The 23,233-nt window shown below is 72.8% G+C and carries 25 protein-coding genes; 10 read left to right on the top strand and 15 right to left on the bottom strand.

The window, feature by feature from the left end; translation table 11 throughout:
* Positions 1 to 99 precede the first annotated feature (99 nt).
* Positions 100 to 1,641 (top strand): MFS transporter, encoded by a 1,542-nt coding sequence (locus tag OG866_RS22690; protein ID WP_329337296.1) that lies wholly within the window; start codon positions 100 to 102, stop codon positions 1,639 to 1,641.
* A gap of 203 nt (positions 1,642 to 1,844) precedes the next feature.
* Positions 1,845 to 3,032: an acyl-CoA dehydrogenase family protein gene (locus OG866_RS22685; RefSeq protein WP_329337295.1), complete on the top strand. Its 1,188-nt coding sequence runs from the start codon at positions 1,845 to 1,847 to the stop codon at positions 3,030 to 3,032.
* A 54-nt stretch (positions 3,033 to 3,086) separates the two neighbouring features.
* Here the strand turns inward: OG866_RS22685 and OG866_RS22680 are convergent, their stop codons facing one another.
* From OG866_RS22680 to OG866_RS22670, 3 genes are read right to left on the bottom strand one after another with little or no spacing between them, the layout of a single operon-like run.
* Positions 3,087 to 4,097, bottom strand: a complete 1,011-nt coding sequence (locus tag OG866_RS22680) for a DUF6081 family protein (RefSeq protein WP_329337293.1) — start codon at positions 4,095 to 4,097, stop codon at positions 3,087 to 3,089.
* Positions 4,097 to 4,864, bottom strand: a complete 768-nt coding sequence (locus tag OG866_RS22675) for an HAD family hydrolase (RefSeq protein WP_329337292.1) — start codon at positions 4,862 to 4,864, stop codon at positions 4,097 to 4,099. The genes OG866_RS22680 and OG866_RS22675 overlap by 1 nt, the downstream gene beginning before the upstream one ends.
* Positions 4,861 to 5,793, bottom strand: a complete 933-nt coding sequence (locus OG866_RS22670) for a pseudouridine-5'-phosphate glycosidase (protein WP_329337290.1) — start codon at positions 5,791 to 5,793, stop codon at positions 4,861 to 4,863. The genes OG866_RS22675 and OG866_RS22670 overlap by 4 nt, the downstream gene beginning before the upstream one ends.
* Positions 5,794 to 6,013: 220 nt before the next feature.
* Between OG866_RS22670 and OG866_RS22665 the strand changes: the two genes are divergently transcribed.
* Entirely contained in the window at positions 6,014 to 7,123 is a 1,110-nt protein-coding gene (locus tag OG866_RS22665) for a DUF6081 family protein (RefSeq protein WP_329337289.1), read from the top strand.
* Between the two features lie 90 nt (positions 7,124 to 7,213).
* On the opposite strand, the gene OG866_RS22660 is transcribed toward OG866_RS22665, so the two are convergent.
* From OG866_RS22660 to OG866_RS22650, 3 genes are all read right to left on the bottom strand, one after another.
* Positions 7,214 to 8,278 carry an aldo/keto reductase gene (locus OG866_RS22660; protein WP_329344241.1) on the bottom strand — a complete coding sequence of 355 codons (1,065 nt, stop codon included), beginning with the start codon at positions 8,276 to 8,278 and terminating at the stop codon, positions 7,214 to 7,216.
* A gap of 12 nt (positions 8,279 to 8,290) precedes the next feature.
* The gene (locus tag OG866_RS22655) at positions 8,291 to 9,196 is read right to left on the bottom strand and encodes a nitroreductase/quinone reductase family protein (protein WP_329337287.1); all 906 of its coding nucleotides are present in this window, start codon (positions 9,194 to 9,196) and stop codon (positions 8,291 to 8,293) included.
* 83 nt (positions 9,197 to 9,279) lie between these two features.
* On the bottom strand, positions 9,280 to 10,257 hold the full coding sequence (locus OG866_RS22650) for a DUF6081 family protein (protein ID WP_329337285.1): 978 nt from the start codon (positions 10,255 to 10,257) through the stop codon (positions 9,280 to 9,282).
* A 115-nt stretch (positions 10,258 to 10,372) separates the two neighbouring features.
* Here OG866_RS22650 and OG866_RS22645 point away from each other — a divergent pair, with 115 nt between their 5' ends.
* Positions 10,373 to 11,398, top strand: a complete 1,026-nt coding sequence (locus OG866_RS22645) for an acyltransferase domain-containing protein (protein WP_329337284.1) — start codon at positions 10,373 to 10,375, stop codon at positions 11,396 to 11,398.
* A 41-nt stretch (positions 11,399 to 11,439) separates the two neighbouring features.
* Here OG866_RS22645 and OG866_RS22640 read toward each other — a convergent pair whose 3' ends face one another.
* From OG866_RS22640 to OG866_RS22605, 8 genes are read right to left on the bottom strand one after another with little or no spacing between them, the layout of a single operon-like run.
* Complete coding sequence (locus OG866_RS22640; protein WP_329337283.1) at positions 11,440 to 12,132, bottom strand: 4'-phosphopantetheinyl transferase family protein; 693 nt, start codon at positions 12,130 to 12,132, stop codon at positions 11,440 to 11,442.
* Positions 12,133 to 12,166: 34 nt separating this feature from the next.
* Positions 12,167 to 13,111, bottom strand: a complete 945-nt coding sequence (locus OG866_RS22635) for an MBL fold metallo-hydrolase (protein ID WP_329337282.1) — start codon at positions 13,109 to 13,111, stop codon at positions 12,167 to 12,169.
* Positions 13,108 to 14,136 (bottom strand): aromatase/cyclase, encoded by a 1,029-nt coding sequence (locus tag OG866_RS22630; protein ID WP_329337281.1) that lies wholly within the window; start codon positions 14,134 to 14,136, stop codon positions 13,108 to 13,110. Before OG866_RS22630 ends, OG866_RS22635 begins: the two co-directional genes overlap by 4 nt.
* An 18-nt stretch (positions 14,137 to 14,154) precedes the next feature.
* Positions 14,155 to 14,949 carry an SDR family NAD(P)-dependent oxidoreductase gene (locus tag OG866_RS22625; protein ID WP_329337280.1) on the bottom strand — a complete coding sequence of 265 codons (795 nt, stop codon included), beginning with the start codon at positions 14,947 to 14,949 and terminating at the stop codon, positions 14,155 to 14,157.
* Positions 14,946 to 15,209 (bottom strand): acyl carrier protein, encoded by a 264-nt coding sequence (locus OG866_RS22620; RefSeq protein ID WP_329344240.1) that lies wholly within the window; start codon positions 15,207 to 15,209, stop codon positions 14,946 to 14,948. Before OG866_RS22620 ends, OG866_RS22625 begins: the two co-directional genes overlap by 4 nt.
* Positions 15,210 to 15,265: 56 nt before the next feature.
* Positions 15,266 to 16,663 (bottom strand): ketosynthase chain-length factor, encoded by a 1,398-nt coding sequence (locus OG866_RS22615; RefSeq protein ID WP_329337279.1) that lies wholly within the window; start codon positions 16,661 to 16,663, stop codon positions 15,266 to 15,268.
* Positions 16,660 to 17,940, bottom strand: coding sequence for a beta-ketoacyl-[acyl-carrier-protein] synthase family protein (locus tag OG866_RS22610; protein ID WP_329337277.1), 1,281 nt, complete (start codon positions 17,938 to 17,940; stop codon positions 16,660 to 16,662). The genes OG866_RS22615 and OG866_RS22610 overlap by 4 nt, the downstream gene beginning before the upstream one ends.
* Positions 17,941 to 17,968: 28 nt before the next feature.
* The gene (locus OG866_RS22605) at positions 17,969 to 18,226 is read right to left on the bottom strand and encodes an acyl carrier protein (protein WP_329337276.1); all 258 of its coding nucleotides are present in this window, start codon (positions 18,224 to 18,226) and stop codon (positions 17,969 to 17,971) included.
* Positions 18,227 to 18,474: 248 nt separating this feature from the next.
* Between OG866_RS22605 and OG866_RS22600 the strand changes: the two genes are divergently transcribed.
* From OG866_RS22600 to OG866_RS22575, 6 genes are all read left to right on the top strand, one after another.
* Positions 18,475 to 19,074 carry a class I SAM-dependent methyltransferase gene (locus OG866_RS22600; protein WP_329337275.1) on the top strand — a complete coding sequence of 200 codons (600 nt, stop codon included), beginning with the start codon at positions 18,475 to 18,477 and terminating at the stop codon, positions 19,072 to 19,074.
* A gap of 433 nt (positions 19,075 to 19,507) precedes the next feature.
* Positions 19,508 to 19,684: a hypothetical protein gene (locus tag OG866_RS22595; protein WP_329337273.1), complete on the top strand. Its 177-nt coding sequence runs from the start codon at positions 19,508 to 19,510 to the stop codon at positions 19,682 to 19,684.
* A gap of 19 nt (positions 19,685 to 19,703) precedes the next feature.
* On the top strand, positions 19,704 to 19,997 hold the full coding sequence (locus OG866_RS22590; protein WP_329337272.1) for a Dabb family protein: 294 nt from the start codon (positions 19,704 to 19,706) through the stop codon (positions 19,995 to 19,997).
* 185 nt (positions 19,998 to 20,182) lie between these two features.
* Positions 20,183 to 21,049 carry an RNA polymerase sigma factor SigF gene (locus OG866_RS22585; protein ID WP_329337270.1) on the top strand — a complete coding sequence of 289 codons (867 nt, stop codon included), beginning with the start codon at positions 20,183 to 20,185 and terminating at the stop codon, positions 21,047 to 21,049.
* Positions 21,050 to 21,364: 315 nt separating this feature from the next.
* Positions 21,365 to 22,258: an RNA polymerase sigma factor SigF gene (locus tag OG866_RS22580; protein ID WP_329337269.1), complete on the top strand. Its 894-nt coding sequence runs from the start codon at positions 21,365 to 21,367 to the stop codon at positions 22,256 to 22,258.
* A gap of 39 nt (positions 22,259 to 22,297) precedes the next feature.
* The gene (locus tag OG866_RS22575; RefSeq protein ID WP_329337268.1) at positions 22,298 to 22,987 is read left to right on the top strand and encodes a hypothetical protein; all 690 of its coding nucleotides are present in this window, start codon (positions 22,298 to 22,300) and stop codon (positions 22,985 to 22,987) included.
* Between the two features lie 18 nt (positions 22,988 to 23,005).
* Here OG866_RS22575 and OG866_RS22570 read toward each other — a convergent pair whose 3' ends face one another.
* On the bottom strand, positions 23,006 to 23,212 hold the full coding sequence (locus OG866_RS22570) for a hypothetical protein (protein WP_329337267.1): 207 nt from the start codon (positions 23,210 to 23,212) through the stop codon (positions 23,006 to 23,008).
* Positions 23,213 to 23,233: the final 21 nt, after the last annotated feature.

Genomic DNA, 23,233 nt, shown 5'->3' with positions numbered 1-23,233 from the left:
CCACAACCCCCAATACCTTTGCTTTCAAAGCAAATCATCTCTCCGTTCTCCACGATACCGGACACCCCGCTCCGGGACTGATCAGGAAAGGGACGGCCGATGTCGTTCTCCGCCCCACCCGCACCGGACACGACCTCGTACAACCCACGGCGCTGGGCGGCGTTCGTCGTCACGCTGTCCGCGGCCTTCATGGACCTGGTCGACACCACGGTGATCAACGTCGCGCTCCCCTCCCTCCGCCGAGACCTGGACGCCTCCAGCACCCAGCTCGAATGGGCCGTGGCGGGGTACGTCATGGCCTTCGCGGCAGGAATGATCACCGCGGGCCGACTGGGCGACCGCTTCGGGCGGTTACGCGTCTTCCAGGGGGGCCTCGCCGCGTTCGTGGTGACCTCCGCGCTCACCGGCCTCGCCGTCAACGCCGAGATGCTGGTCGCCGCCCGCGTCGCCCAGGGCGCGTCCGCGGCGATGATGGTGCCGCAGGTGCTGGCCATGCTCCGGGTCGAGTTCCCCCCGGAGGAGCAGCACAAGGCCGCCACCCTCTTCGGCCTCAACTTCTCGGTCGGCGGCGTCGCGGGCCCCCTCATCGGCGGTGTGATCCTCGACGCCGACCTGTTCGGGCTCGACTGGCGGCCGATCTTCTTCATCAACGTCCCCATCGGCATCGCCGCCCTGATCGGCACGTTCGTCCTGTGCCGCGACTCCCGCGCCCAGCACGCCGCCACCACCGACGTCCGCGGCCTCGCCATCGCCACCCTCGCCGTGCTGGCCCTGCTCTACCCCCTGGTGGAGGGCCGCACCATGGGCTGGCCGTGGTGGACCTGGGTCCTGATGGCCGCCTGCCCCGTCCTGCTGTGGCTCTTCGGGCGGTACGAGAAGACGGTCGTCCGGCGCGGTCACGCCCCGCTCATCGACCCCGGGCTGCTGCGGGAGCGGGCGCCGATGGGCGGCCTCTCGGTGGCCGTGCTCTTCTTCGCCGGCACCGGCTACACCCTGGTGATCACCGTCCATCTCCAGTCCGGCCTCGGCTACAGCCCCCTGCACACCGCGCTGACCATGGCCCCGTTCGCCGTGGGGGTCGGGCTCTTCAGCCCCTTCGCGCCGAAGATCCGGCCCTACGGCAGGCCCGTCGCCGTCGTCGGCTCGCTGCTCGCGGCGATCGGCATGGCCGGCAACCTGCTCGCCGTGCGCTCCGCCGGTGAGGACCTGCACTCCTGGCAGCTGGTGCCCGGGATGCTCGTCACCGGCCTCGGCGTCTCGATGACCTCCGGGGTGCTCATCGCCACCGTGCTGGCCAAGACCCCGGGCCGGCTGGCCGGCTCCGCCGCCGCGCTGGTCAACACCGCGATCCAGGTCGGGGTGGCCGTCGGCATCGCCGTGGTGGGCACGGTCTTCTTCGGGTCACTGGACGACGACGGCAAGGCCGTGGACGCCGCCGGGGCCGGGCTGCTGACCGTCGTCATCCTCTATCTGCTGGCCTCCCCGGCCGCGCTCATCCTTCCCCCGGGCCGCCTGATGTTCGCCGCCGCGGGCAACGCCAAGCCGCCGCGGCAGGCGGGCCCGGCCGACGCCGAGGAGAAGAGCGGTACGGACGACGACGCGACGTCCGGTTCCCTCACCTCCCGGCGCACGACCGACTGAGCCACCGCGCCCGCACGACCGTACGGCCGTCTCTCCCGCACCGGAGAGACGGCCGTCCGTCGTCCGGCGTCCGGTCCGGCGTCCGGCGTCCCGTGTCCGGGAGGTTCGTCCAGCCACCGTCGAGGCAGCTTCGACCCTGGGCGCCCACGCTGCCCTCCCTTGCCGTCGCAGCAGCGTGGCGGCTCGATCGCGGGGAGGACTCCGTGCCGGAGACAACGACGTACCAGGCGCCGCTCCAGCGCCCGAACGGGCCGCGCCCGACCCACCTGTCCGAGCTCCCGGACCGGCTGCCCGAGCTTGCGGCGCGGCACGCGGCGTACGCGGAGCGCGAGAAGGTGCTCCACCCCGAGGTGGCCGAGGCGCTGCGCGAGGCCGGGTTCGCGCGGCACTTCGTCCCCGCGAAGTGGGGCGGGCACGAGGGCGGTTTCGAGGACTACCTGACGGCCGTGACCGAGGTGTCGCGCCGCGATCCCTCGGCGGGCTGGTGCGCCGCCATCCTCGCCTCGCTCTCCCGGATGGCCGCGTTCCTGCCGGAGGAGGGCCGGGACACGGTGTGGGCGCAGGGCCCTGACGCCCTCGTCGTCGGCGCCCTGGTCCCCGGCGGTGCGGCGCGCATGGCGTCCGGCGGCTGGATCCTCAGCGGGCGCTGGCCGTATGTGAGCGGCGTGCACTTCTCCGACTTCGCGCTGCTCGCCGCGCAGGTCCCGCTGCCCTCGGGCCGCTCGCAGGTGCGCTTCCTGCTGGTCCCGCGGGCCGCGTACGGCATCGAGCGGACGTGGGACACGGTCGGTATGCGCGGGACCGGCAGCGACACCGTCGTCCTGGACGAGGTCTTCGTACCGGAGGGCCACACGTTCCTCCAGCGCCAGCTGGCCACCGGGCGCGACCCGGGCGGCGCGGGCCCCGCCTGTCTGGAGGTGCCGCACAAGAACGTCAGCGGTCTGACGTTCGCGGCACCGGTGCTCGGTGCCGTCCGCGGCGCCCTCGACGCCTGGACACGGACGACGGCGCACAAGCGGGCGGCGGCGCCGTCCACCCAGCCGCCCTCGGTGTCGGCCGAGCTCGACCTGGCGCACAGCTCCGCGCAGACCGACGCGGCCGAGCTGCTGCTGGCCCGGGCCGCGCGCGACGCCGACCGCGGGCTGCTCGGCACGGAACTGACCGGTGCCCGCGCCCAGCGCGACCATGTCGCCGCCGTCGACCTGCTGCTCGACGCCGTGGGCCGGCTCCAGCGCACGGGCGGCACCGGCGGCCAGTCGCTCGGCGCCGAGTTGCAGCGGTTCTGGCGGGACGCCAACACGGCGGCCGGGCACGCCGTCCTCAAGTGGGAGCCGGCCGCCCGCCGGTTCGGCTCGGCCCGGCTCGCGGTGCCGCTCGGCGATCTGTCCTGACCGCGCATGAGTGAGGGGCCGCCTCGATCGGCGGCCCCTCACTCATGTGTGCGGTCAGACGGCCGGTCGGCTCGTCACCACGTAGTCGGCGATGCGGAGTTCGGCGCCCTGGCCGAAGAGCCTGCTGCTCTCGGCGCTGTCCTCGTCGACGAAGCGCTGCTCGGCCGGCGCCCCCTGGTCCGGCCGGTAGTAGGTGGTGGCGCGGGAGAGCCTGACCAGGCCGCGGCCGGTGGGCCAGGAGCCGTCGAGCAGGCTCATCAGGCCCATGCCGAAGCTCAGTTGGCGCGGTTCGACCTCGGTCAGCTTGCCGCCCTCGTCGAGGGTGAGGGTGGCGCGGTCGATCGGGTGCCCGATCCGGTCCACCGTCAGCACGGTCTCGCCGTCCAGGACCCAGCTCACCGTTCCCGCCGACCGGTCGTGCGAGATCCGCACCCGGTGCCGGTCGCCCGGTGAACGCGGGGCGAGCGGCACGGTGTTGGCGAAGGAGCCGTAGGCGCCGAGGTGGCGGCGGGAGAAGTTGGTGCGGCCGTAGAAAGCGTACACGTGCTTGTTGGTGAGCAGGAAGTCGAAGGCCACGGAGGTCTCGGGGTCGATGGTGTTGAGCATCGCGGCGGCGAGCCGGATGTCGTCGTCCGGGTCGGCGACCGCGCCCCCGAAGGGGTGGCCCGCGGTGCCGTAGCTGCGGCCCGAGATCACGGCCTCGACGGACAGGACCCGTCCGGGCTCGGTGTCGAACCCCTGGAAACCGGCCGTGGACTGGCGGTTGACGTAGGCGATCCACTTGGCGTGGTCGGCGAAGCCGGGGATGGACCCGGGCTCGCCGGTCTCCCGGGCGACGGTGCGGGTGAAGGCCGGTTCGCCGGTACGGGGATGACGGCCGCGCGCGACCAGACGCAGCCCGTCCGGGCCGGTACCGATCACGGCGTCGTTCGCGATGAGCTCGGCCGAGGCCTGGACGAACCGCCAGGGCGCGTCGGGACCCTCGGTCCGTACGCCCTCCCGGAAGTCGTCCCGCCACAGGACGGTCGCACGGTCGGTCGTGCGGTCGGTGGTCGGCTGGGTCATCACAACTCCCTTTCGTCGGTGGTGCGGTCCGCTGTGGACCCGGTCACGAGCGCGAGCACGGCGGCGAAGGAGTCCACGACCACCTCGGCGCCCGCCGCGCGGAGTTCGGCGGGGGTGGCGACCCCGTAGGAGACCCCGATCGACCGCATCCCGGCGGCGCGGGCCATCTCCATGTCGGCGACCCCGTCCCCCACGACCACGCAGCGGGCCGGAGGCAGCCCTAGTCCGTCGGCGACGAGGAGGGCCATCTCGGGGTCGGGTTTGCCGTGCCGCACGCTGTCGTCGCCGGCCACGACGTCGAACAGCCCGGCGACACCCATCAGACCGAGGACCCGGTCGGCCGCCCGGCGCGGCTTGGAGGTGGCGACCCCGAGCCGCAGCCCCGCGGAGCGCGCGGCGTGCAGCCCCTCGACGACACCCGCGCAGGCCAGTTCGGCCGGGCCGGTCGCCTCCAGGTGGGCGCGGAACAGCTCCCGGTAGGCGGCGAGCGCCGAGGCGATCTCGGGGCCGTCGGGGGCCTGGCCGAGCAGCTGGGCGAAGTTCTGTTCCAGCGGCCGGCCGACCAGCGGGCGAACGTCCGCCTCGTCCGCCGGGGCGCCCCGGTCGGCGAGGATCTTCAGCATGATCGCGGTGATGGCCCTGGGGGTGTCGGCCAGCGTGCCATCGAGATCCAGGACGAGCCCAGCGCCCGACACACCACCGCTCACCGCTCCGCCGGTCGCCACGCCACCGCTCACGGCACCACCGTTCCCGCTGCCGCCGCTCACCGTTCCTCCCCCGTGGTCTTGGTGCGTTCCGCGGCGAGGGCGACGGCCAGGTCGCCGGCGACGCGGGCGGTGCCGAGGAGGATGGAGCGGCCGGCGCTGGTGGTGCGGCCGCCGGTGGCGCGGGAGACCGCGCGCATCAGGAACGGGCTGACCTTGTTGCCGGTGACCCCGGTGCGCTCGGCCTCGGCCAGCGCGTCCGCGATGGCCGCCTCGACCAGGTCGCCGTCGACCGCCTCCGCGTCGTCCACCGGGACGGCGAGCAGGACCGTGCTCCGTCCGTTGAGCTGCCAGTGGGTGCGGGCGGCGCGGGCGGCCGTGGTCAGGTCGTCGACGCGGGTGACCGGGATGTCGTCGCCCCGGACGTAGAACCGGGGCAGCCAGGGGGTGCCGTAGCCGAGGACGGGGACGCCTGCGGTCTCCAGGTACTCGGCGGTCAGCCGGGCGTCCAGGATGCTCTTCGCCCCGGCCGAGACGACGGCCATCCGGGTGCGGGTGAACTGGAGGAGGTCGGGCGAGATGTCGAGCGTGCGGGTGGCGCCGCGGTGCACGCCGCCGATGCCCGCGGTGGCGAAGACCTCGATGCCGGCCCGCTCGGCGATGACGATCGTGCCGGCGACGGTGGTGGCGCCGACTCCGCCGCCCGCCACGGCGGCGCCCAGGTCGCGGGCGCTCAGCTTCTGGACGTGCTCGGCGCTGCGGATCCGTTCGATCTGATCGGCGTCCATACCGACGAGGAGGCGTCCGTCGGCCACGCCGGTCGTCGCCGGTACGGCGCCCGTGTCGCGGACGGACTTCTCGATGGCCAGCGGGAGTTCGAGGGTGGGGGCCGCGGTGATGAGGGAGGACTCCAGGGCGACCACCGGCCGCTGTTCCGCGAGCGCGGTGGCCACTTCCTCGGAGACCTGGAGGAGTTCCTCGGGGATCGTCATGTGCCTGCCCTTGGCGTCGGGGATCTGTCCGGTTGCGCGCACAGCGTGGGAGCGGCGGCTCGAAGACCGCTCGATCCGGCGTCGCGGACACGGGTGTGCTTCGAGTGGAAATCGAGGGGTGGTGAGCACGGTGCTGCCGCGCGGTCCGACCGGGTCCGCGCTGACCACGGTCGACGTACCGATGCACGCAGTCGACGTACCGATGTACGAAGGAGACCCCATGCCCGCAGCGGCTGGTCACAGCACCCGTCCCCTGGTCCGCTCCCGCCGCACCGCCGTGACCCTGGTGGCCGCGGCCACCGTGTGCTCGGCCCTCACGCTCACCCCGGGCGCCGGTGCCGCCGAGCGGACCGGGGCCTCGCACTCCGAGAAGATCCTGTTCGCGGACGACTTCAGCAAGGGCTTCGACGCGCAGCAGACCTGGCTGCTCGGCTCGGCCAACACCCCCGAGGGCAAGCTGGCGCAGGGTGACGGCGTCATCACCTCCAACGCCCAGGGCATCACCGTCGTACCGACGGGCCGCAACCCGCGCACCGGGCGCCCCGCGTTCGCCGCGACGACCGACCAGAGCGCGACCGGCTTCGGCGGCGGCACCGGTGACCATCTCAAGTGGGTGGCCCAGCCCCGGGTGTCCTCCGCGAACGGCTTCCCCGTCCCCGCGACCGGGTCCTGGAACTGCAACGCGGACGTCACCGTCAAGGCCGACGGCGTCGAGGAGCAGCCGTTCGGCAAGGCGGTGAGCGACCCGCAGTCCGATCCGCGGCTGGCCAGCGCCACCGTGATCACCGTCGACCACGCCTCCCACACGGTGGCCAACTTCTCGGTGACCAATCACGAGGTGCACGCCGTCTACGAGCGCCTCCCGGTGGAGAGCGGCGAGTACGCCGCGTTCCACTACTCGGTGCCGGTGTTCAAGCGCACCGCGGGCCAGCCCGTGAAGCTGCGGATCCGCTACGACCAGGGCGGCAAGCGGGTGAGCTGGCTGGTGAACGGCAAGACAGTGCTGTCGACGGACAAGATCGGCACCCATGCGTTCGACCGCAAGTACCTGCGCATCGAGCACAGCGGCCCGGACGAGCAGGTGACGGCCACCTCCGTGCAGTGCGGCATCGCGACCGGCAACCTCCTGGACGGCGGCGGCGGCGCCAACGATCGCGACAAGGCGGGCCTGGTGCGCCTGGAGGACAGCGCGGACTTCTACTACGACCCGGCCAAGGGCGCCCCGACACCGCAGAAGTTCCACGACGACAAGAGCCTGCTCAGCAACCGGCTGTGGGGGCAGGGCGTGACGCTGAAGGTGCGGTCGTTCAGCATCACGACGTCGGAGTGAGTGCGCGATCGAGCTGAGTACGACGGACAGCGCCCGGCCGGGACATTCCGGCCGGGCGCTGCGCGTGATGCGGGGGGGGCGGTCCGGTGCTCAGTCCCGCGTCGAGAAGAGGTCGTCGGTGACCGCGCGCCGGGTCGTCGTCCGGCGGTCGTCGACCCGCTCCCAGTGCTCGCCGTAGATCATGCGGGTCATCGCCGGGAAGCGCAGGAACAGATGGGGGTAACCGGCGGGCACCGCGGTGGCCTTGTCCAGGTCGGCCAGGTGCCCGGGGCCGAGCTGGAGGTCGACGCTGCCGAGGTTCTGGCGCAGCTGCTCCTCGGTCGTGGCGCCGATCACCGGGATCACGGTGCCGGGGCGGGAGCGCAGCCAGGCGAGGGCGACCTGGGCGGGCGGACGGCCCAACTCCTCGGCGATCCGCACCACTTCACGCACCACGTCGTCACCGGCGCCGCGGGCCCTGCCCCACGCGACCTTGTCCAGGCGCCCCTCCTCGCCCCTGAGGTACTTGCCGGTGAGGCGGCCGTCGGCGAGCGGTCCCCAGACGAACGCGGGGAGGTCGAAGGCGTGCGCCATCGGCAGGAACTCGTTCTCGACGGCGCGGTCCAGCAGGTTGTAGTGCACCTGCATGGCCGCGAAGGGGGTCCAACCCCGCGCCTCCGCCAGGGTGTTGGCCTGCGCGATCTCCCAGGCCGGCCAGTTGGAGACACCGACGTAGAGCACCTTGCCCGCCCGCACCTGGTCGTCCAGGGCCCGCATGACCTCGGCGACCGGGGTGAGGGTGTCCCGGGCGTGCACCCAGAGGATGTCGAGGTGGTCGGTGCGCAGCCGGCGCAGGCTGTCCTCCAGCGAGACCACGAGGTTCTTGCGGTGGTTGCCCGCGGCGTTCACATCGCCGGGGCGGATCTGGAGGGTGTACTTCGTGGTGAGCAGGAAGGAGTCGCGGCGGCCGCTCAGCAGCTCGCCCAGCGTGGACTCGGCGCTGCCGCGCCCGTACTCGTTGGAGGTGTCGATCACATTGCCGCCGGCCTCGGCGAACAGGTCGAGGAGCCGGCCGGCGCGGCCCTCGGGCAGCGCCCAGTCGTCGCCGAACGTCATGGTGCCCAGGGCGAGTTCGGAGACACGTAAGCCCGTCTTGCCGAGCACGCGGTAGCGCATCTCGGTCATCGCTCAGACCTCCAGCGCCGGCAGCAGGGTCTCTTCCTCGTAGCGGAAGTGATCCTCCAGGCCGCCGACCACCCGGTCCAGCTCCACGCGGAGCCGGGCCACGTCGTCCGGGTTCTGGAAACCGCCCTTGTCGAGCAGCTCCTCGAACTCGGCCAGCGCCGCCTCCACCACCTTGTGTTCCTCGCGCAGCCGGGTGATCGCCGGGACTAGGTGCGGGAAGCGCTTCTCGAAGGCGGAGAACGAGCCGTCCTCCCGGATGTGGTGCATCTGGAGCCCGTAGCAGTACGTCAGGCAGTGCTTGCGCAGTTGTTCCGAGAGGTCCGCCATGGACCGGGGGTCGGCGCCGCCGGCGGTGAGCGTCTCGTCGACGGCCGCGCGCACCCGCGCGAGCTCGGCCCTCAGGTCGGCGTGGTGCTTGAGCAGCTGGGTGCCGATCATCCGGCTGCGCTCGGTGATCACACCGAGGTCGAGCGGGTGCAGGGCGACCACGGGAATGGCACGGCCCGCCTTCTCCTCGTACTCCCGGAACGCCGGGTCGAGGGAGCACTGCAACTCCCAGTACCGGTCGCGCTCCTCGCCCTCCAGGACCTGGGCGCGGGTGGCGTAGGGCCGTACGGCGCCCTCGTCCGTGCCGATCTCCATCGTCACCTGCGGGCTGTCCAGCAGGTTGTGGTACCAGTCGGGGTTCTTCCCGCGGCCGGCGTTGGAGGCGAAGACCAGGTAGCGGTCGCCGTCCTTGTAGTAGATCGCGGGGTTCACATGGGGTTTCCCGGTCTTCCGGCCCATCGTGGTCAGCACCACCATGGGGGCGCCCTCGAACATCCCGCCCACCCGGCCGTTGTTCGCCCGGAACTCCTGGATGACCCGCTCGTTCCAGCTCAGACCGCTGGCTGCCTGCTCTTCGCTCATGAGAGTCTCCGTCGAAACTGTCGGCTGTCGGCCGTCGGCACAGTGACTTTTTATTTGCTTTGAAAGCAAATCTAACGCTGAATCTAGGATCCCCGCACCCCGCTGTCAACCTCGGCCCGCACCGTCACCCGACGTGCCCCGAGCACGGCTCCGGGCCGCCACGCCGACTGCTTCAGCAGGTCGTCGTCGCCCACGAACTCCTGCTCCCGGGGCGCCCCGACGCGCGGGTCGAACCAGGTCCCGCTCCCCGCGGCCGGCCGGACCAGACCCCGGCCGTCGGGGCCCGCGCCGTCCAGCAGGGTGAGCAGCCCGAGCGCCGGAACCATCCGGCCCAGCCGCACCGGCTCGCCCTCCTCCCCGCCGTGGTCCAGCAGCAGCCCGCCGCGGTCCGCGGGCCGCAGCCCCGGCCGGTCCACCCGGAAGACCTCCACGCCCTCGACGCGCCACACCACACGGGTGCCGCCCGCCTCGTACCGGACCGAGAGCCGGTGCCACGCGCCGGGAGTGCGGGAGGCCACCGGGACGGCGTACGAGAACGCGGCGTACCGCTCGCCGGGGAACGGCACCCGCTCGTAGAGGGCGTGCACGCGGGTGTTGGTCAGCAGGAAGTCGCAGACCACATGGGAGAGGGGGTCCATCGTGATCAGAGCCGCGGTCGCCAGCCGGACGTCACCGTCCGGGTCGGGCACCGCCGCGCCGAAGGGATGCCGGGCCCCGCCCAGACCGCGCGCCGACAGGGTCGCCGCGCACTCCACGGTCCCGTCGGCCGGCACCTCGAACCCCCGGGCGCCGCCCGGTCCACGGGCCAGCGCCACCCACGCGAGATGATCACCGGGGCCGGGTCCGCCCCCGCGCCCCTCGGCCGGCGGCGCGAACGCGGGCTCGCCGGTGAGCGGGTCGGTGTCGGCCGGCGTGACCGTCAGGCCCTCGGCCGCGGTCCGCACGGTCACCGGTTGCAGCGGCGGAACGTCCCAGGCGCCGTCGAGGCCGGCGCGGAAATTGTCGTCGAACAGCTCCATGGTTCCTCCGGAGACGTGGTCGCGGGCCGCGAGTGTCGGCACCCGGACACGAGATCCGCTCGAGCCCGCGTCCACTCCGGATCGAGAAACCGGGGGCAAGGTCGCGGCTCCGGCCGACCGGGCCGTGTCCGCAGAAAGAACAGAAAGGAGGCCGCGGGTGAGTCACCCGATGACCGTGCTGCTGCTCCCCGGACAGGGCAGCCAGCGCGAGCGCATGGCCGCGGGACTGTACGGGGCGCACCGGCGGTTCACCGCGACCATGGACGGATTCTTCGACGCGCTCGATGCACAGGGCGGGCAGGGTGACCAGCTCGCCCGGCACTGGCTGCGGGCCGCGCCCCACCCGGACCTCGACGACGCCCGGATCGCCCAGCCGCTCCTGCTCGGCGTCGGGTACGCGCTCGGTCGGGCGGTCGCCGCCACCGTGGGCCCGCCCGGGGTGCTGCTCGGACACAGCGCCGGTGAGCTGGCCGCCGCCGTGCTGGCCGGGGTGTTCCGCGCCGCCGATCTGGGCCGGCTCGCGGCGGCGCGGGCCCGGGTCGTCGGGGACGACGGCCGGGGCGGGATGCTCGCGGTGGCGGCGGCCGAGGACGAACTGCCCGCCGACCTCGGCCCGGTGACGGTCGCCGCGGTCAACGGCCCCCGCCAGACGGTGCTCGCCGGTCCCTCCGACGCGCTGGAGCGGGTGCGCGCGACACTGACGGCCGCGGGCCGCACGGTGCTGCCGCTGCGCTCCGGGCACGCCTTCCACAGCCCGTCGGTGTCGGCCACGGCCCGGCGCTTCACCCGGGAGGTGGCGGCCCTGCGCCCGGCACCCGCCCGCACGGCGCTGGTGTCCTGCCGTACGGCACGGCCCCTGCGCGACAGCGAGGCCGTCGACCCGGCGTTCTGGGGCGACCAGATCGCGCTGCCCGTGCGGTACTGGCCCGCGCTCATGTCGCTGCTCGACGCCTCGGGCACCGATCCTGGGCTGCTGCTGCTCGACGCGTCACCCGACCGCTCCCTCGGCGCCGCGGCCCGCCGCCACCCCGCCGTCCGCGGCGGCGCCTCCCAGGTACTGCCCCTGCTCGCCCCGGCCGCCCACACCGGCGGCCCGGCGGACGCCGAGGCGTTCGACCGGGCGATGGCGACCGTCAGGACGTACGCGGCACCCCGCTCGCCCGCGCACGACGGCGGCCGATGAGTCGTCACGCACCACCGGCAGGCCCGACGGCCCGACGGCGCTCAGTCGTCGTCGGCGGCGGCACCGGCCGGCAGGTAGGCGGCCGTCACGATCAGGTCCGACGTCAGCCGGTAGGCACCCTCCAGCCGGGGCAACTCCCCGCGCCCGTGCCGGACTTCCAGACGGCCGGTGTCCGCGGCGACCGGGACCAGGCGCACACGCGCGTCCCGCAGAGCGAGGGAGCGGCCCGGTCCGAGCGTCGGGGCCCACGCCTTGTACGCCGCTTCCTTCGCGCTGAACAGCACCGTCTCCCAGGGGACATGGGCGTGCGGCGGCGGGAGCGACCCGCGTTCCGCGGCCGTGGTCAGTGCCGCCGTCGCGGCGGGCGACAGCGGTCCGGGCGGCTCCGCGTCGATCCCCAACGCCCGGGCGTCGGCGGCGAAGGCGACCGCGGCGGCGCGGTACCCGGGACAGTGCGTGATGCTGCCCCGAACGCCGTCGGGCCAGCACGGGGCGCCGTCCGGCCCACGCAGCAGCGGACCGGACAGCGGCACCCCGAGGGCGGTGAGGGCCTGCCGGGCGCAGACCCGCCCGGTGGCGAACTCACGCCACCGCCGCTCCACCGCCGCCGGGCCGAGCAGCTCACGCTCCTCGCGATGCAACGCCGTGACCGACGCGTCCACACACATCTCCACCACCCGGACCCAGCCGGGAAGCAGCCCATCACTCAGCCACGGCCCGGGGGACGCCGTCATGACCGGCACGCGGACCGCCGGGAACGCCCCCGCCTCACGCGTGGCACGCCGGCAGTCTGCCGTCGTTGAACTCGACCATCTCGCCGAAGATCCGCACCACGTCCAGGGGTTCGCCCTCCGGGCCGCCGTCCGCCTCCGCGTAGGCGCGGTGCAGGTTTCCCACCAGGCGTTCGGGGTCCGTCCAGTCCTGGAACGGATGGGTGCCGAGCTGGCGTGCCGCCTCCAGCGGTGCGAGCCCGGCCGCCCGGGCGTCCTCGGCCGTCCGCAGCAGCCAGCGCAGATACCGCTCCGTCTCGTCGATCGCCTCGGGCCCGGCGAGGGGCCCGTGCCCGCCGACCACGACGCGCGGTGCCAGCGCGCGCAGCTCGGCGAGGGCCCGCAGGGAGCCGCTCAGCGATCCCATGAGGAGGAAGGGCGTGCACCCCGGCAGGACGACGTCCCCCGCGAACAGCACCCCCTCGGCGGGGAGCCAGACAAGGGTGTCCCCGGTGGTGTGCGCCGGTCCGGGGTGCAGCAGCTGGACCGCACGCCCGCCCACGTGCAGTTCCATCCGGCGGTCGTACGTCGTGTCCGGGAGCCTGAGCTCGATCGTGCCCCACTCCACCCCCGGCCACAGACCGGTGAGCCCGAGGCCCGCCGCCGCCATCTCCCGGCGGGCCCGCTCATGCGCCACGATCACCGTGTCGGGGCCGCCGACCAGCGCGTTGCCGAAGGTGTGGTCCCCGTGGAAGTGCGTGTTGACCAGCACCCGGGGCGCCGCCCCGCCGAGCCGGCGCACCGCTTCGCCGAACCGGCGGGCCCGCGCCTCGGTCGCGACGGTGTCCACGACGACCGGCGCCCGGCCCTCGTCGAGCAGCACGCCCGCGTTGTTGACGCACCAGCCGCCGGTCTCCTGCACATACGCGTGGACCCCGTCCGCGATCTCCTCCAGGACGGCGGGCGCGTACGACGCCCCGGCCGCCGTACGGGACGCGCTCACCGGCGCGCCTGCGCCAGGAGATGCGCACCGCAGCTCTCCAGGGTGCGGCGGCTGTTGCCGGCCAGCAGCGCCGCCGCCCGGTCCCGGGCCCCGGCGAGCGTGGTGCCGGCGCCGAAGACGGTGTCGAGCGCGTCCGGGTCGAGGGCGGCCTGATGGACGCTGACCACCCGGGTGGCGTCCCCCGACTCCGCCGCCGTCAGCAGCCAGGCACCGCTGTGCCCCAGCAGCCCGCGCGGCACGGTCGTCTGCTTGTAGACGAGCCGTTCGCCGGGAAAGCAGAGCCGCACCGACTGCGTGCCGTGCACGGAGCCGTCGGCGCCGCGGGTGCGCATGTCGAGCGTCTGCACCCGGGCACCGCCGACCAGCGCCGTCTCGTCCTCCTGGAGGTCGAGCTCGGCGACGTGCGCGACACGCTGCGGCCACAGGTCGGCCCGGTACAGGAAGTCGTACACCGCGGCCGGCGGTCCCGGTACGACGTACTCGTCGTGGACGGTGAACAGCAGCTCCTCCGGGCCCGCGTCCCGCCCCGCCCAGCGGGCCACGGCCGCGACCTCCGCCTCGCTGTTGCGGCCGAGCGCCTCGGCGACGGTCGTCCGCGCGCTCTCCGACCCGGCCTCCAGGATCCACTCGTGCCCGAGGACCAGCTCCGTGCGCCCGTCCCGCTCCTCGAACCGCCAGTGCCCGCTCATCCACTCCAGCGGCGGCCCTGGCGCCTCCTGCCGGAAGTCGATCCGCAGCCGCTCCTCGTCCAGTTTGCGCAGGGACGTCCAGGTGCGGATCTCGGAACCGGCGACGGCCCACAGCCGGATCCGCTCCGAGTCCCGGTCGCTCTCCAGCACCTCGGCCGCCAGGCACGGCGGGAAGAGCACCGGCCAGCGGGTCACGTCGGCGATCAGCCCGTAGCCGCGCCGGGCCGGCCCGGCGTACCGGGCACTGTGCTCGGCGGCCGTAGTCTCAGCCGTCCTCTCAGCCCTCGTCTCAGCCGTGGTCGCAGTGGTCGTCGTGGTGGTCGATTCGATCGGCACGGCCGACCCCTCCCCGTGTCAGTAGTTTCCGAGCCCGCCGCAGACGTTGAGCGCCTGCGCGGTGATGGCGGCCGCCTCGTCGCCCACGAGGAAGCCGACGAACGCGGCCACCTCCTCGGGCTCCGTGTAGCGGCCGATCGGGATCTTCGCCTGGAACCGCTCCAGGACCGTCTGCTCGTCGGTCTCCCACAGACCGGCGTAGCCCTTGCGCACCTCCGCCGCCATCTCCGTCTCCACATAGCCGGGGCAGACGGCGTTCACGGTGATGCCGGTCTTGGCCAGTTCGAGGCCGAGGGCCTTGGTGAACCCGACCACGCCGTGCTTGGAGGCGGAGTACGGGGCGCCGAGGACGACCCCCTGCTTGCCGCCGGTCGAGGCGATGCTGATGACGCGTCCGCTGTCCAGGCCGGTCATGCCGCCCGTGGTCAGCACCTCGCGGGTGACCAGGAAGACGCTCTTCAGATTGGTGGCGATCACGTCGTCCCAGAGGTCCTCGGACAGCTGTGCCGTCGGCCCGCCACCGCTGCGGCCCGCGTTGTTGACCAGGACTCGCACCGGACCGAAGCGGTCCACGGCGGCCCCGACCCAGGCGCGCACCTGCGCCGCGTCGGTGACGTCGCAGGCGGCGCCCGCGGCCGTGTGGCCGAGGTCGGTGAGCCGCTTGACCTCCGCGGCGACGGCATCCGCGTCGCGCGCGCACAGGAACACCGGGTGCCCCCGGCGGGCGAGCGTCAGCGCCACGGAGCGGCCGATGCCCCGGGTCGCACCGGTGACCAGGGCGGGGCCGGGCTCGGCGGCCCGGGTGCCGGTCATGACGGCGTCCCCTGGGCCGCGGTCGCCAGGCTCCGGTTGACCAGCAGCAGAAACGCCCGCGGTGTCACCGCCTCGGCCACGTCCTCGTCGCGCAGCTCGACGCCGTAGCGCTGCCCGACCGCCGCGGCGGTCTCCAGGATCGCGAGCGAGTCGTAGCCCAGGTCGGTGAAGAGCCGGTCGAGCGCCGCTTCGGTGAGGTCGGTGTCCTCCAGGTCGCCGGCGCACTCGACGAGGACGCTGCGCAGGTCGGCGAACTGCAATTGAGGACCGTCGAGCTGGAGTTCGGGGCCGGAGTGCTCCGGCAGAACGATGTCGTTCACGCTGTGCCTTCCTCTTCTGTTCGGGGGCCGTGGTCCGCGTCCGTCGCGGCGGACGTGCCGGGCGTGACGGGCGGGGCGGTGACGACCAGGGCCGAGTTGAAGCCCCCCTGGCCACGGGCCAGCACGAGTGCCGTGCGCACCCGGGCGGGGCGGGGCTCGCCGCGTACGAGGTCGAGCCGATGCCGTGGAACGGGGCGCTCCACATGAGCGGTCGGGGGGATGAGTCCGTGCCGCAGGGTGAGCAGCGCGGCGACGACGTCCAGCGGCGGACCCCCCGCGGTCAGCCGTCCGGTCAGGGTCTTGGGCGCGGTGACGGGCACGCCGTAGGGGCCGAACAGCTCCGCCAGGGCGGCGGCCTCGGCGTCGTCGAGGGCCGGCCGCGCCGCAGCGTCGGCGAAGACCACGTCGACGTCCGCCGGTGCCACCCCCGCCTGGGCCAGCGCGAGCCGTGCGGCCCGGGCCAGCCCCGGCGGCCGGCCGGAGCCCGGCGGCGGATCGAAGGTCGAGGCGTGCCCGGCCAGCTGCCCGTACACCTGTCGGGCGCCCCGCTCGGCGGCGCCGCTCGCGCTCTCCACGACGAGCAGCGCGCCGCCCTCCCCGGGCACATGCCCGGCGGCGGCCTCGTCGAACGGCAGATACGCCCGGGCCGGATCGCGCACCCCCGAGAGCCGTCCCCCGGAGTGGTGCGAGAGCAGCCCCCAGGGATCGAGGGCGGATTCGACCCCGCCCGACACCACCAGGGCCGCGCCCTTGCCCAGCATCCGCCGGGCCTGGCCGAAGGTGTCCAGACCGCCCGCCTGGTCGGCGACGATCACACTGCCGGGGCCGCGCAGACCGTGCCGGATGGATATCTGGCCGGTGTTCACGGCGTAGAACCAGGCGAACGACTCGTAGACGCTGACCCGTCCCGGCCCCTCGGTCCACAGCTTGCGGACCTCGCGGTGGGTGAACTCGAAGCCGCCGGTCGCGTTCGAGGTGGCGACCCCGGTCGTGTACTCGGGCAGCGCCGCCGGATCGACCCCCGAGTCCTCGATCGCCCACTGCGCGGCGACAAGCGCGAGCCGTGTGACCCGGTCCGTCTGCGGCAGCAGCCGCCCCGGCAGCATCGCGGCCGCGTCGAAGCCGGTGACCACGCCGGCCAGCGGCGAGGGATAGCGGGCGGCGTCGTAGCCCGGGACGAGCCGGATGCCGGACTCGCCGCGCAGGGTCGCGTCCCACCACTCCTGGACGCCGAGCCCGTTCGGCGCGACGACACCGATACCGGTGACGACCGGAGGGGCGGTGCCGGGGGAGAGCCCGGCCACGGGGGCCCCGGTCGCAGCGGACTCGGTCGCAGCGAACTCGGTCATGGAGGCGCCGGTCGCGGAGGTCGCGGTCACGGAGGTCGCGGTCACACCCTCACCCCCCGTCCGCCCCGCGGCTCGCGCGACAGCACCAGGGCGCTCTGGAACCCGCCGAAGCCGCTCCCCACCGTCAGGACGGTCCCGAGGTCACGCGGACGGGCTTCGAGCGGCACGTAGTCCAGGTCGCACTCGGGGTCGGCCTCGTGCAGGTTCGCCGTGGGCGGCACGGCCCCGAACTCGATCGCCAGGGCGCAGGCGGCGATCTCGATGGAGCCGATGGCGCCGAGCGAGTGCCCCACCATCGACTTGATGGAGCTCACCGGCGTCCGGTACGCGTGCTCGCCGAGCGCCAGCTTGAAGGCCGCCGTCTCGTGCCGGTCGTTCTGCTTGGTGCCGGAGCCGTGCGCGTTGACGTAGTCGACGGCCTCCGGCGCCAGCCGCGCCTCGTCGAGCGCGCTGGTGATCGCGTCGGCCATCTCCCGTCCGTCGGGCTTCAGCCCGGTCATGTGGAAGGCGTTGCACCGGGAGGCGTGTCCGTCGATGACCGCGTACACATGGGCGCCCCTGGCCCGCGCGTGCTCCAGCTCCTCCAGTACGAGCATGGCGGCGCCCTCGGCGATGACGAAGCCGTCCCGGGTGCGGTCGAAGGGGCGGGAGGCGTGCTCCGGGTCGTCGTTCCGCGGTGACGTGGCCTTGATCGCGTCGAAGCAGGCCACCGCGATCGGGGAGACCGGCGCGTCCGTGCCACCGGCGATCATCACGTCGACGGTGCCCTCGACGATGAGGTCGCGCGCATGGCCGACGGCGTCGATGCCGGAGGTGCACCCCGTCGAGACGACGGCCGCGGGCCCCTCCGCCCCCGTCATCGTGGCGATCTCGGCGGCGAACGAGCTGGGCACGAAGGCGTCGTAGAGATGGGGCGACAGATAGCTCCCGTCGACCTCCCACAGCCGGCCGCTGTCGCTGAGCACCAGGTACTCGCGCTCCAGGCTGGTCGTCCCGCCGACCGCGGTGCCGACGCTGACGCCGATCCGCCCGGGGTCGAGGGTGTCGAGATCGAGCCCGCTGTCCTCCAGGCACTCCCGGGTGCTCAGCACCGCGAGCTGCGCGGCCCGGTCAAGGCGCCGCAGCTCGCGGGGGGTGAGGGTGCTCTGCTCGGCGGTGAAGTCGACCTCCGCCGCCATCCGGGAGCGGAATCGGGCGGGGTCGAAACTGGTGATGGTGCGGGTCGCGGTGCGTCCGGAGATCAGCAGATCCCAGAACGCCTTGCGGCCCACTCCGCTGGGGGCCATCACGCCGATGCCGGTGATGGCGACGGTTCGGCTCACTGGAACAGCTCCTCGCAGGGCAGGGCCGTCATCGGTCCGCCGGGAGCCCGGCGTCCACGTAGGCGATGAAGGCGGCCGGCGTGCGCAGGTCGTCGAAGGCCTCGTCCGGGATGGTGACCCGGTACTCGTCCTGCACCCGCATGGCGATCTCGTAGACGACCAGGGAGTCGTATCCCAGGTCGCCGAAGTCGGTGTCCATGGCGGACTCGTCGAGGGCGGCGGCATCCGCCCCCTCCAGACACGCCTCCACGACCTTCCGGAACTCGGTGAGGGTGAACCCGCTCATGACTCCCCTTCCGTTCGACGGGCCGCCAAGGTCGGCGGGGGTGCTAGACGAACGGTCGAGCCTCACTGGACGCCACGACGGACACGGCGACGGCGCCCTCGTCACCCAGAGTTCTCCAGTGATCCTCGAGTCCCGCCTCCGACGCTCTGGTCCCGGCCCTCGCAGCAGGGCCTTTGCCGACCCAGGACGGCCCCGGACGCCAGGCAGGTGCCGGGGACGTCACTCACAGAGACGGGAATGCCGACCGAATGAACTCGCTCCTACTGGCGGTCCTCGGCCCGATCTTCGGACGCCCCAGCGGCATTCCGGGGCTCATCGGAGGCGCGATCATGCAGCGCGGAAACGCCGAACAGGAGGCCTGGGCGGTCGAACAGGCCGACCTCAAGCCCGGGGACCAGGTCCTTGAGGTGGGCCCGGGTCCCGGCATCGGGCTCGCGCTGGCCGCCGAGGCGGTCGCGCCGGGCGGCCGGGCGATCGGGGTGGACCCGTCGGCCACGATGCGCTCCATGGCCCGGCAGCACTGCGCCCTGCACCTCGCCACCGGGCACGCGTCGATCAAGGAGGGCACCGCCGATGCCACCGGCCTGCCGGACGCGTCCGTGTCGGCGGCGCTCTCGGTGAACAACGTGACCCTGTGGGACCGCCCGGCGGCCTACGCCGAGCTGCAACGCGTGCTGCGCCCCGGTGGCCGCCTGGTGATCGTGCACCACCGGCACACCATGAACACCACGCCCGAACAGCTCCACGACGAGCTGGTGAAGGCCGGTTTCGAGGACGTCACCCTCGACATCCAGGGCCGCACCATGGGCCGCGCCGCAGTCGGCATCCTCGCCCGCCGGGCGGGTTAGCCCCTGTCCCTGAAACGTGTGCCGCAGGCGTGACCCGCGGGCGGCACACTGCCTCAGCCATGGTGAGGCAGCAAGTCGGTGGGTGAGGCCGGGCCCGGCCTCACCCACCGACTGTTTTGCGAGCAGACGCGACAAGATGGACGGGGGAAGCGGCATACGGGGGGACAAGCCGCTTCCCCCGACAGGGTCCGGACCCGCAAGCACGCGCCGCCCACGAGGAAAGCGGAGGCGCGCACCCCGCAGTGGGGCCCGTCCCACCCGGGGATTCCTGCCAGATCCGCCGGGCTCTCTTCCATCCTGTGGCCGGGCCTCCCTCCCGGGGCCCGGCAAAGGACCTGAGACGGCAGGCCGTTGGTCCTTAAATATGATGTGAAGTTACACTCGCCGCCGGCACACCAGTCCCACAGGCACCACAGTCACGGGGGAGGCCGCGATGGCGGTGAATTCCAAGAAGGCCGCCGTCTACGTACTCGTGGTCTTCGTGCTGTACGTGATCATCACGGACCCGAAGACGGCGGCCGACTACGTCCAGATAGGGTTCGAGGGCATATCGGACGCCGCCCGGGCCATCGGCGACTTCTTCACCTGGCTCGCCGACGGGGCGCAGTAAGCCGTATTCAGGAGTGCTCATGATCCGCCATCTCGTCCTCTTCAAGCTCAACGACGGTGTGGAGCGCGACGACCCGCGGGTCGTGAAGGGCTTCGAGGCCTTCCAGGCGCTGGAGGGGAAGATCGACGAGATCCGGTTCTGGGAACTGGGCTGGAACATCAGCGACCGGCCCATCGCCTACGACTTCGCCATCAACTCGGGGTTCGAGGACGCGGAAGCGCTGCGCCGGTACGTGGAGCACCCGGAGCACCAGGCGGGGGTGGGGCTCTGGAAGGAGTTCGCGACCTGGGTGATCGCGGACTACGCGTACTGAGCCGAACCTCGTCTCCGTATGGCCCCTCGCCGGAACGGCGGGGGGCTTTCGCGCGTCTTGCGCCTCAACTCTTCCCTCAACACGGCGTTATGGGGTGCTTGCACACAGTGCACATGTCTTGTGATGCTATGACCGCTTTTGACGGATGAGTTGACCGATGTAGACCGATGTAGACCTATGAAGAGGTGGCGTTGACCGTGTCGGCCAGTACTGCGCCACCCCAGGAAGAAGCGCCGGTCCAGACCTCGGCGCCCGTCCAGACCCCGGCACCACCCGCCCCCCAGCGCAGCCGCGGCGCCGACACCCGGGCGCTCACCCAGGTGCTCTTCGGCCAGCTCAAGGAGCTCCAGCCGGGCACACCGGAGCACAACCGGGTGCGCGGGGCACTCATCGAGGCCAATCTCCCGCTCGTGCGGTACGCGGCCGCCCGCTTCCGCTCCCGCAACGAGCCGATGGAGGATGTCGTCCAGGTCGGCACGATCGGGCTCATCAACGCCATCGACCGCTTCGACCCGGACCGCGGCGTGCAGTTCCCGACCTTCGCGATGCCGACGGTCGTCGGCGAGATCAAGCGGTACTTCCGGGACAACGTACGGACCGTGCACGTACCGCGCCGGCTCCACGAGCTGTGGGTGCAGGTCAACAGCGCGACGGAGGACCTGACGACGGCCTTCGGCCGCACCCCCACCACCGCCGAGATCGCCGAGCGGCTGCGCATCGGCGAGGACGAGGTGCTGTCCTGCATCGAGGCGGGGCGCTCGTACCACGCGACCTCGCTGGAGGCCGCCCAGGAGGGCGACGGACTGCCGGGCCTCCTCGACCGTCTCGGCTACGAGGACCCCGCCCTGGACGGCGTGGAGCACCGCGATCTCGTCCGGCATCTGCTGGTGCAACTGCCCGAGCGGGAACAGCGGATCCTGCTGCTGCGGTACTACAGCAATCTCACCCAGTCGCAGATCAGCGCGGAACTCGGCGTCTCCCAGATGCACGTTTCGCGGCTACTCGCGCGTAGCTTCCAGCGATTGCGGTCCGCGAACCGTATCGAGGCCTAGGACCTGTAAGCGATATCGAGGGCCGGTCCAGGCTCGGCTGAGGCCCAACCGAATACAGAAGCGATAGATCACCTTCGCGAGCGAATCGCTCACCAGCGCGGATCCCCACGTTTCTGCGCCGAAATACCGTCAGACCCCCTTTATCCAGGGCGGATTCGCGTCTCACGTGTCGACATGTCACTACAGCGTGTTGCCGACATGTGACATTCTGCCGGAAGCGCGTTTGCCGGGGCTTCGGCGCCGGTATTCAGGTGAAGGCTGACGTTCCTCGACGGAACGCCCGCCGCGACCGTCCCGCGACCCAGAGGGGGTGGCATGTCCGCAGAACAGGGCAGCTCCAAGGTGCTCACGCTCACGAAGAGCGAGGCTGCGCCCGCGCTCGACGACGTAACCGCTGTCGAGGCCGCGCCGGCCCCGGCCCTTCCGGCTCCCCCGGCTGTCTCCGGAGCCATCGACACCCGCACCCTGTCCCGCTCCCTCTTCCTGCGGCTCGCCGCACTCGACGAGAACAGCCCCGAGCGTGTCTACGTCCGGGACACCCTCATCGAGCTCAACCTCCCGCTCGTGCGGTACGCGGCAGCCCGCTTCCGCTCCCGCAACGAGCCGATGGAGGACATCGTCCAGGTCGGCACCATCGGCCTGATCAAGGCGATCGACCGCTTCGACTGCGAACGGGGCGTGGAGTTCCCGACGTTCGCGATGCCGACGGTCGTGGGCGAGATCAAGCGGTTCTTCCGCGACACCTCGTGGTCGGTGCGGGTCCCGCGCCGCCTCCAGGAACTGCGGCTGGCCCTCACCAAGGCCAGCGACGAGCTCTCGCAGAAGCTCGACCGCTCCCCGACCGTCGCCGAACTCGCCGCCGTACTGGGCGTGTCCGAGGAGGACGTCGTCGACGGCCTCGCGGTCGGCAACGCCTACACGGCCTCCTCGCTCGACTCCCCGGCCCCGGAGGACGACGGCGGCGAGGGCTCCCTCGCGGACCGCCTCGGCTACGAGGACACCGCCCTGGAGGGCGTCGAGTACCGCGAGTCCCTCAAGCCCCTGCTCGCCAAACTGCCGCCCCGCGAGCGGCAGATCATCATGCTGCGCTTCTTCGCCAACATGACCCAGTCGCAGATCGGCGAGGAGGTCGGCATCTCCCAGATGCACGTCTCCCGGCTGCTGACCCGGACCCTGGCGCAGCTCCGCGAGGGCCTCATCTCCGACTGACCCCTTCATAAATGACGGAGCGTCAGCCACCATGGCCCGATGCTTCGTACGACACCGGGTACGACATGGACGCATGGCCGTCGAGGCGCCGCGATCGGCGCATCGGCGGCCGTCGTCTGTCTGGGTGCGGTGCTGGCCGCCTGCGGGAGCTCCGGTGACGGCTATGTGGCCGTCGGCCCGGCGGGCGGTACGCCCCCGTCCGTGCGGCCGACGGGAAGTGTGCGGGTGGTGCCACTCGACGGGGAGCCCGGCCCCCGGCCGAGCGTGACGCCGAGCCCTGCCGGCAACTCCCCTGTCGGCGCCACCACTTCACCGCCACGGGAACTCGGGGCGCCGAGCGCCCGCCCGTCGAGCGCCGCCAAGTCCGGTCCTGCGGCGTCCGGTTCGCCGTCCCCGACCGCGCCCGCCCCTCGTGCGACCGCCCCCGCCGCGCTCACCTGGGGTGATCCGGTACGGGCCGCCACCGATCAGCGGTGGTGCGAGGACGTGACCCTCGCCTTCCGCAACTCCGGGGACGCGGCGGTCCGTTCGGGGACCGTCGGGTTCGGTACGCACATCATCGGGGCGCTCGGGGTCGACTGGGGGACCGTCGAGTCGGAGGTGGAGCTTCCGGCGCCGATCGAGGGCGGCGCGCGGAAGGAGCGGACGTGGACGGTGTGTGTCGAGGCATGGCGGGTGCCGCTCGGTATGCACATCGAGACGCGGGACGTCGACGTCCGCTGGAAGTAGCCCTTCGGGCCGTGCGCGTTACTTGAGCGCCAGCCAGGCCACCGCCGCGACGATCGCCACGGCGACGACGACACCGATGATCAGGCCGATGCGGGGGCCGGAGGAGGCGGGAGCGGCGGCAGCCGCCTGCTGGCGGCCCTGCGGGCCCTCGTCGACGAACGCGCGGAACATCTGGGTGCTGCCGGCGGGGTCGTAGTTGCCCTGGGGGTCCTGGGTGTTAGCCATGCCCCGAGACACTAGCGAATC

It is taken from the genome of Streptomyces sp. NBC_00663 (assembly GCF_036226885.1).
In the GTDB taxonomy this organism is placed as follows: Bacteria; Actinomycetota; Actinomycetes; order Streptomycetales; family Streptomycetaceae; genus Streptomyces.
The sequence above is the reverse complement of the archived record's forward strand: the minus strand, read 5'-3'. Positions and strand labels throughout refer to the sequence as shown.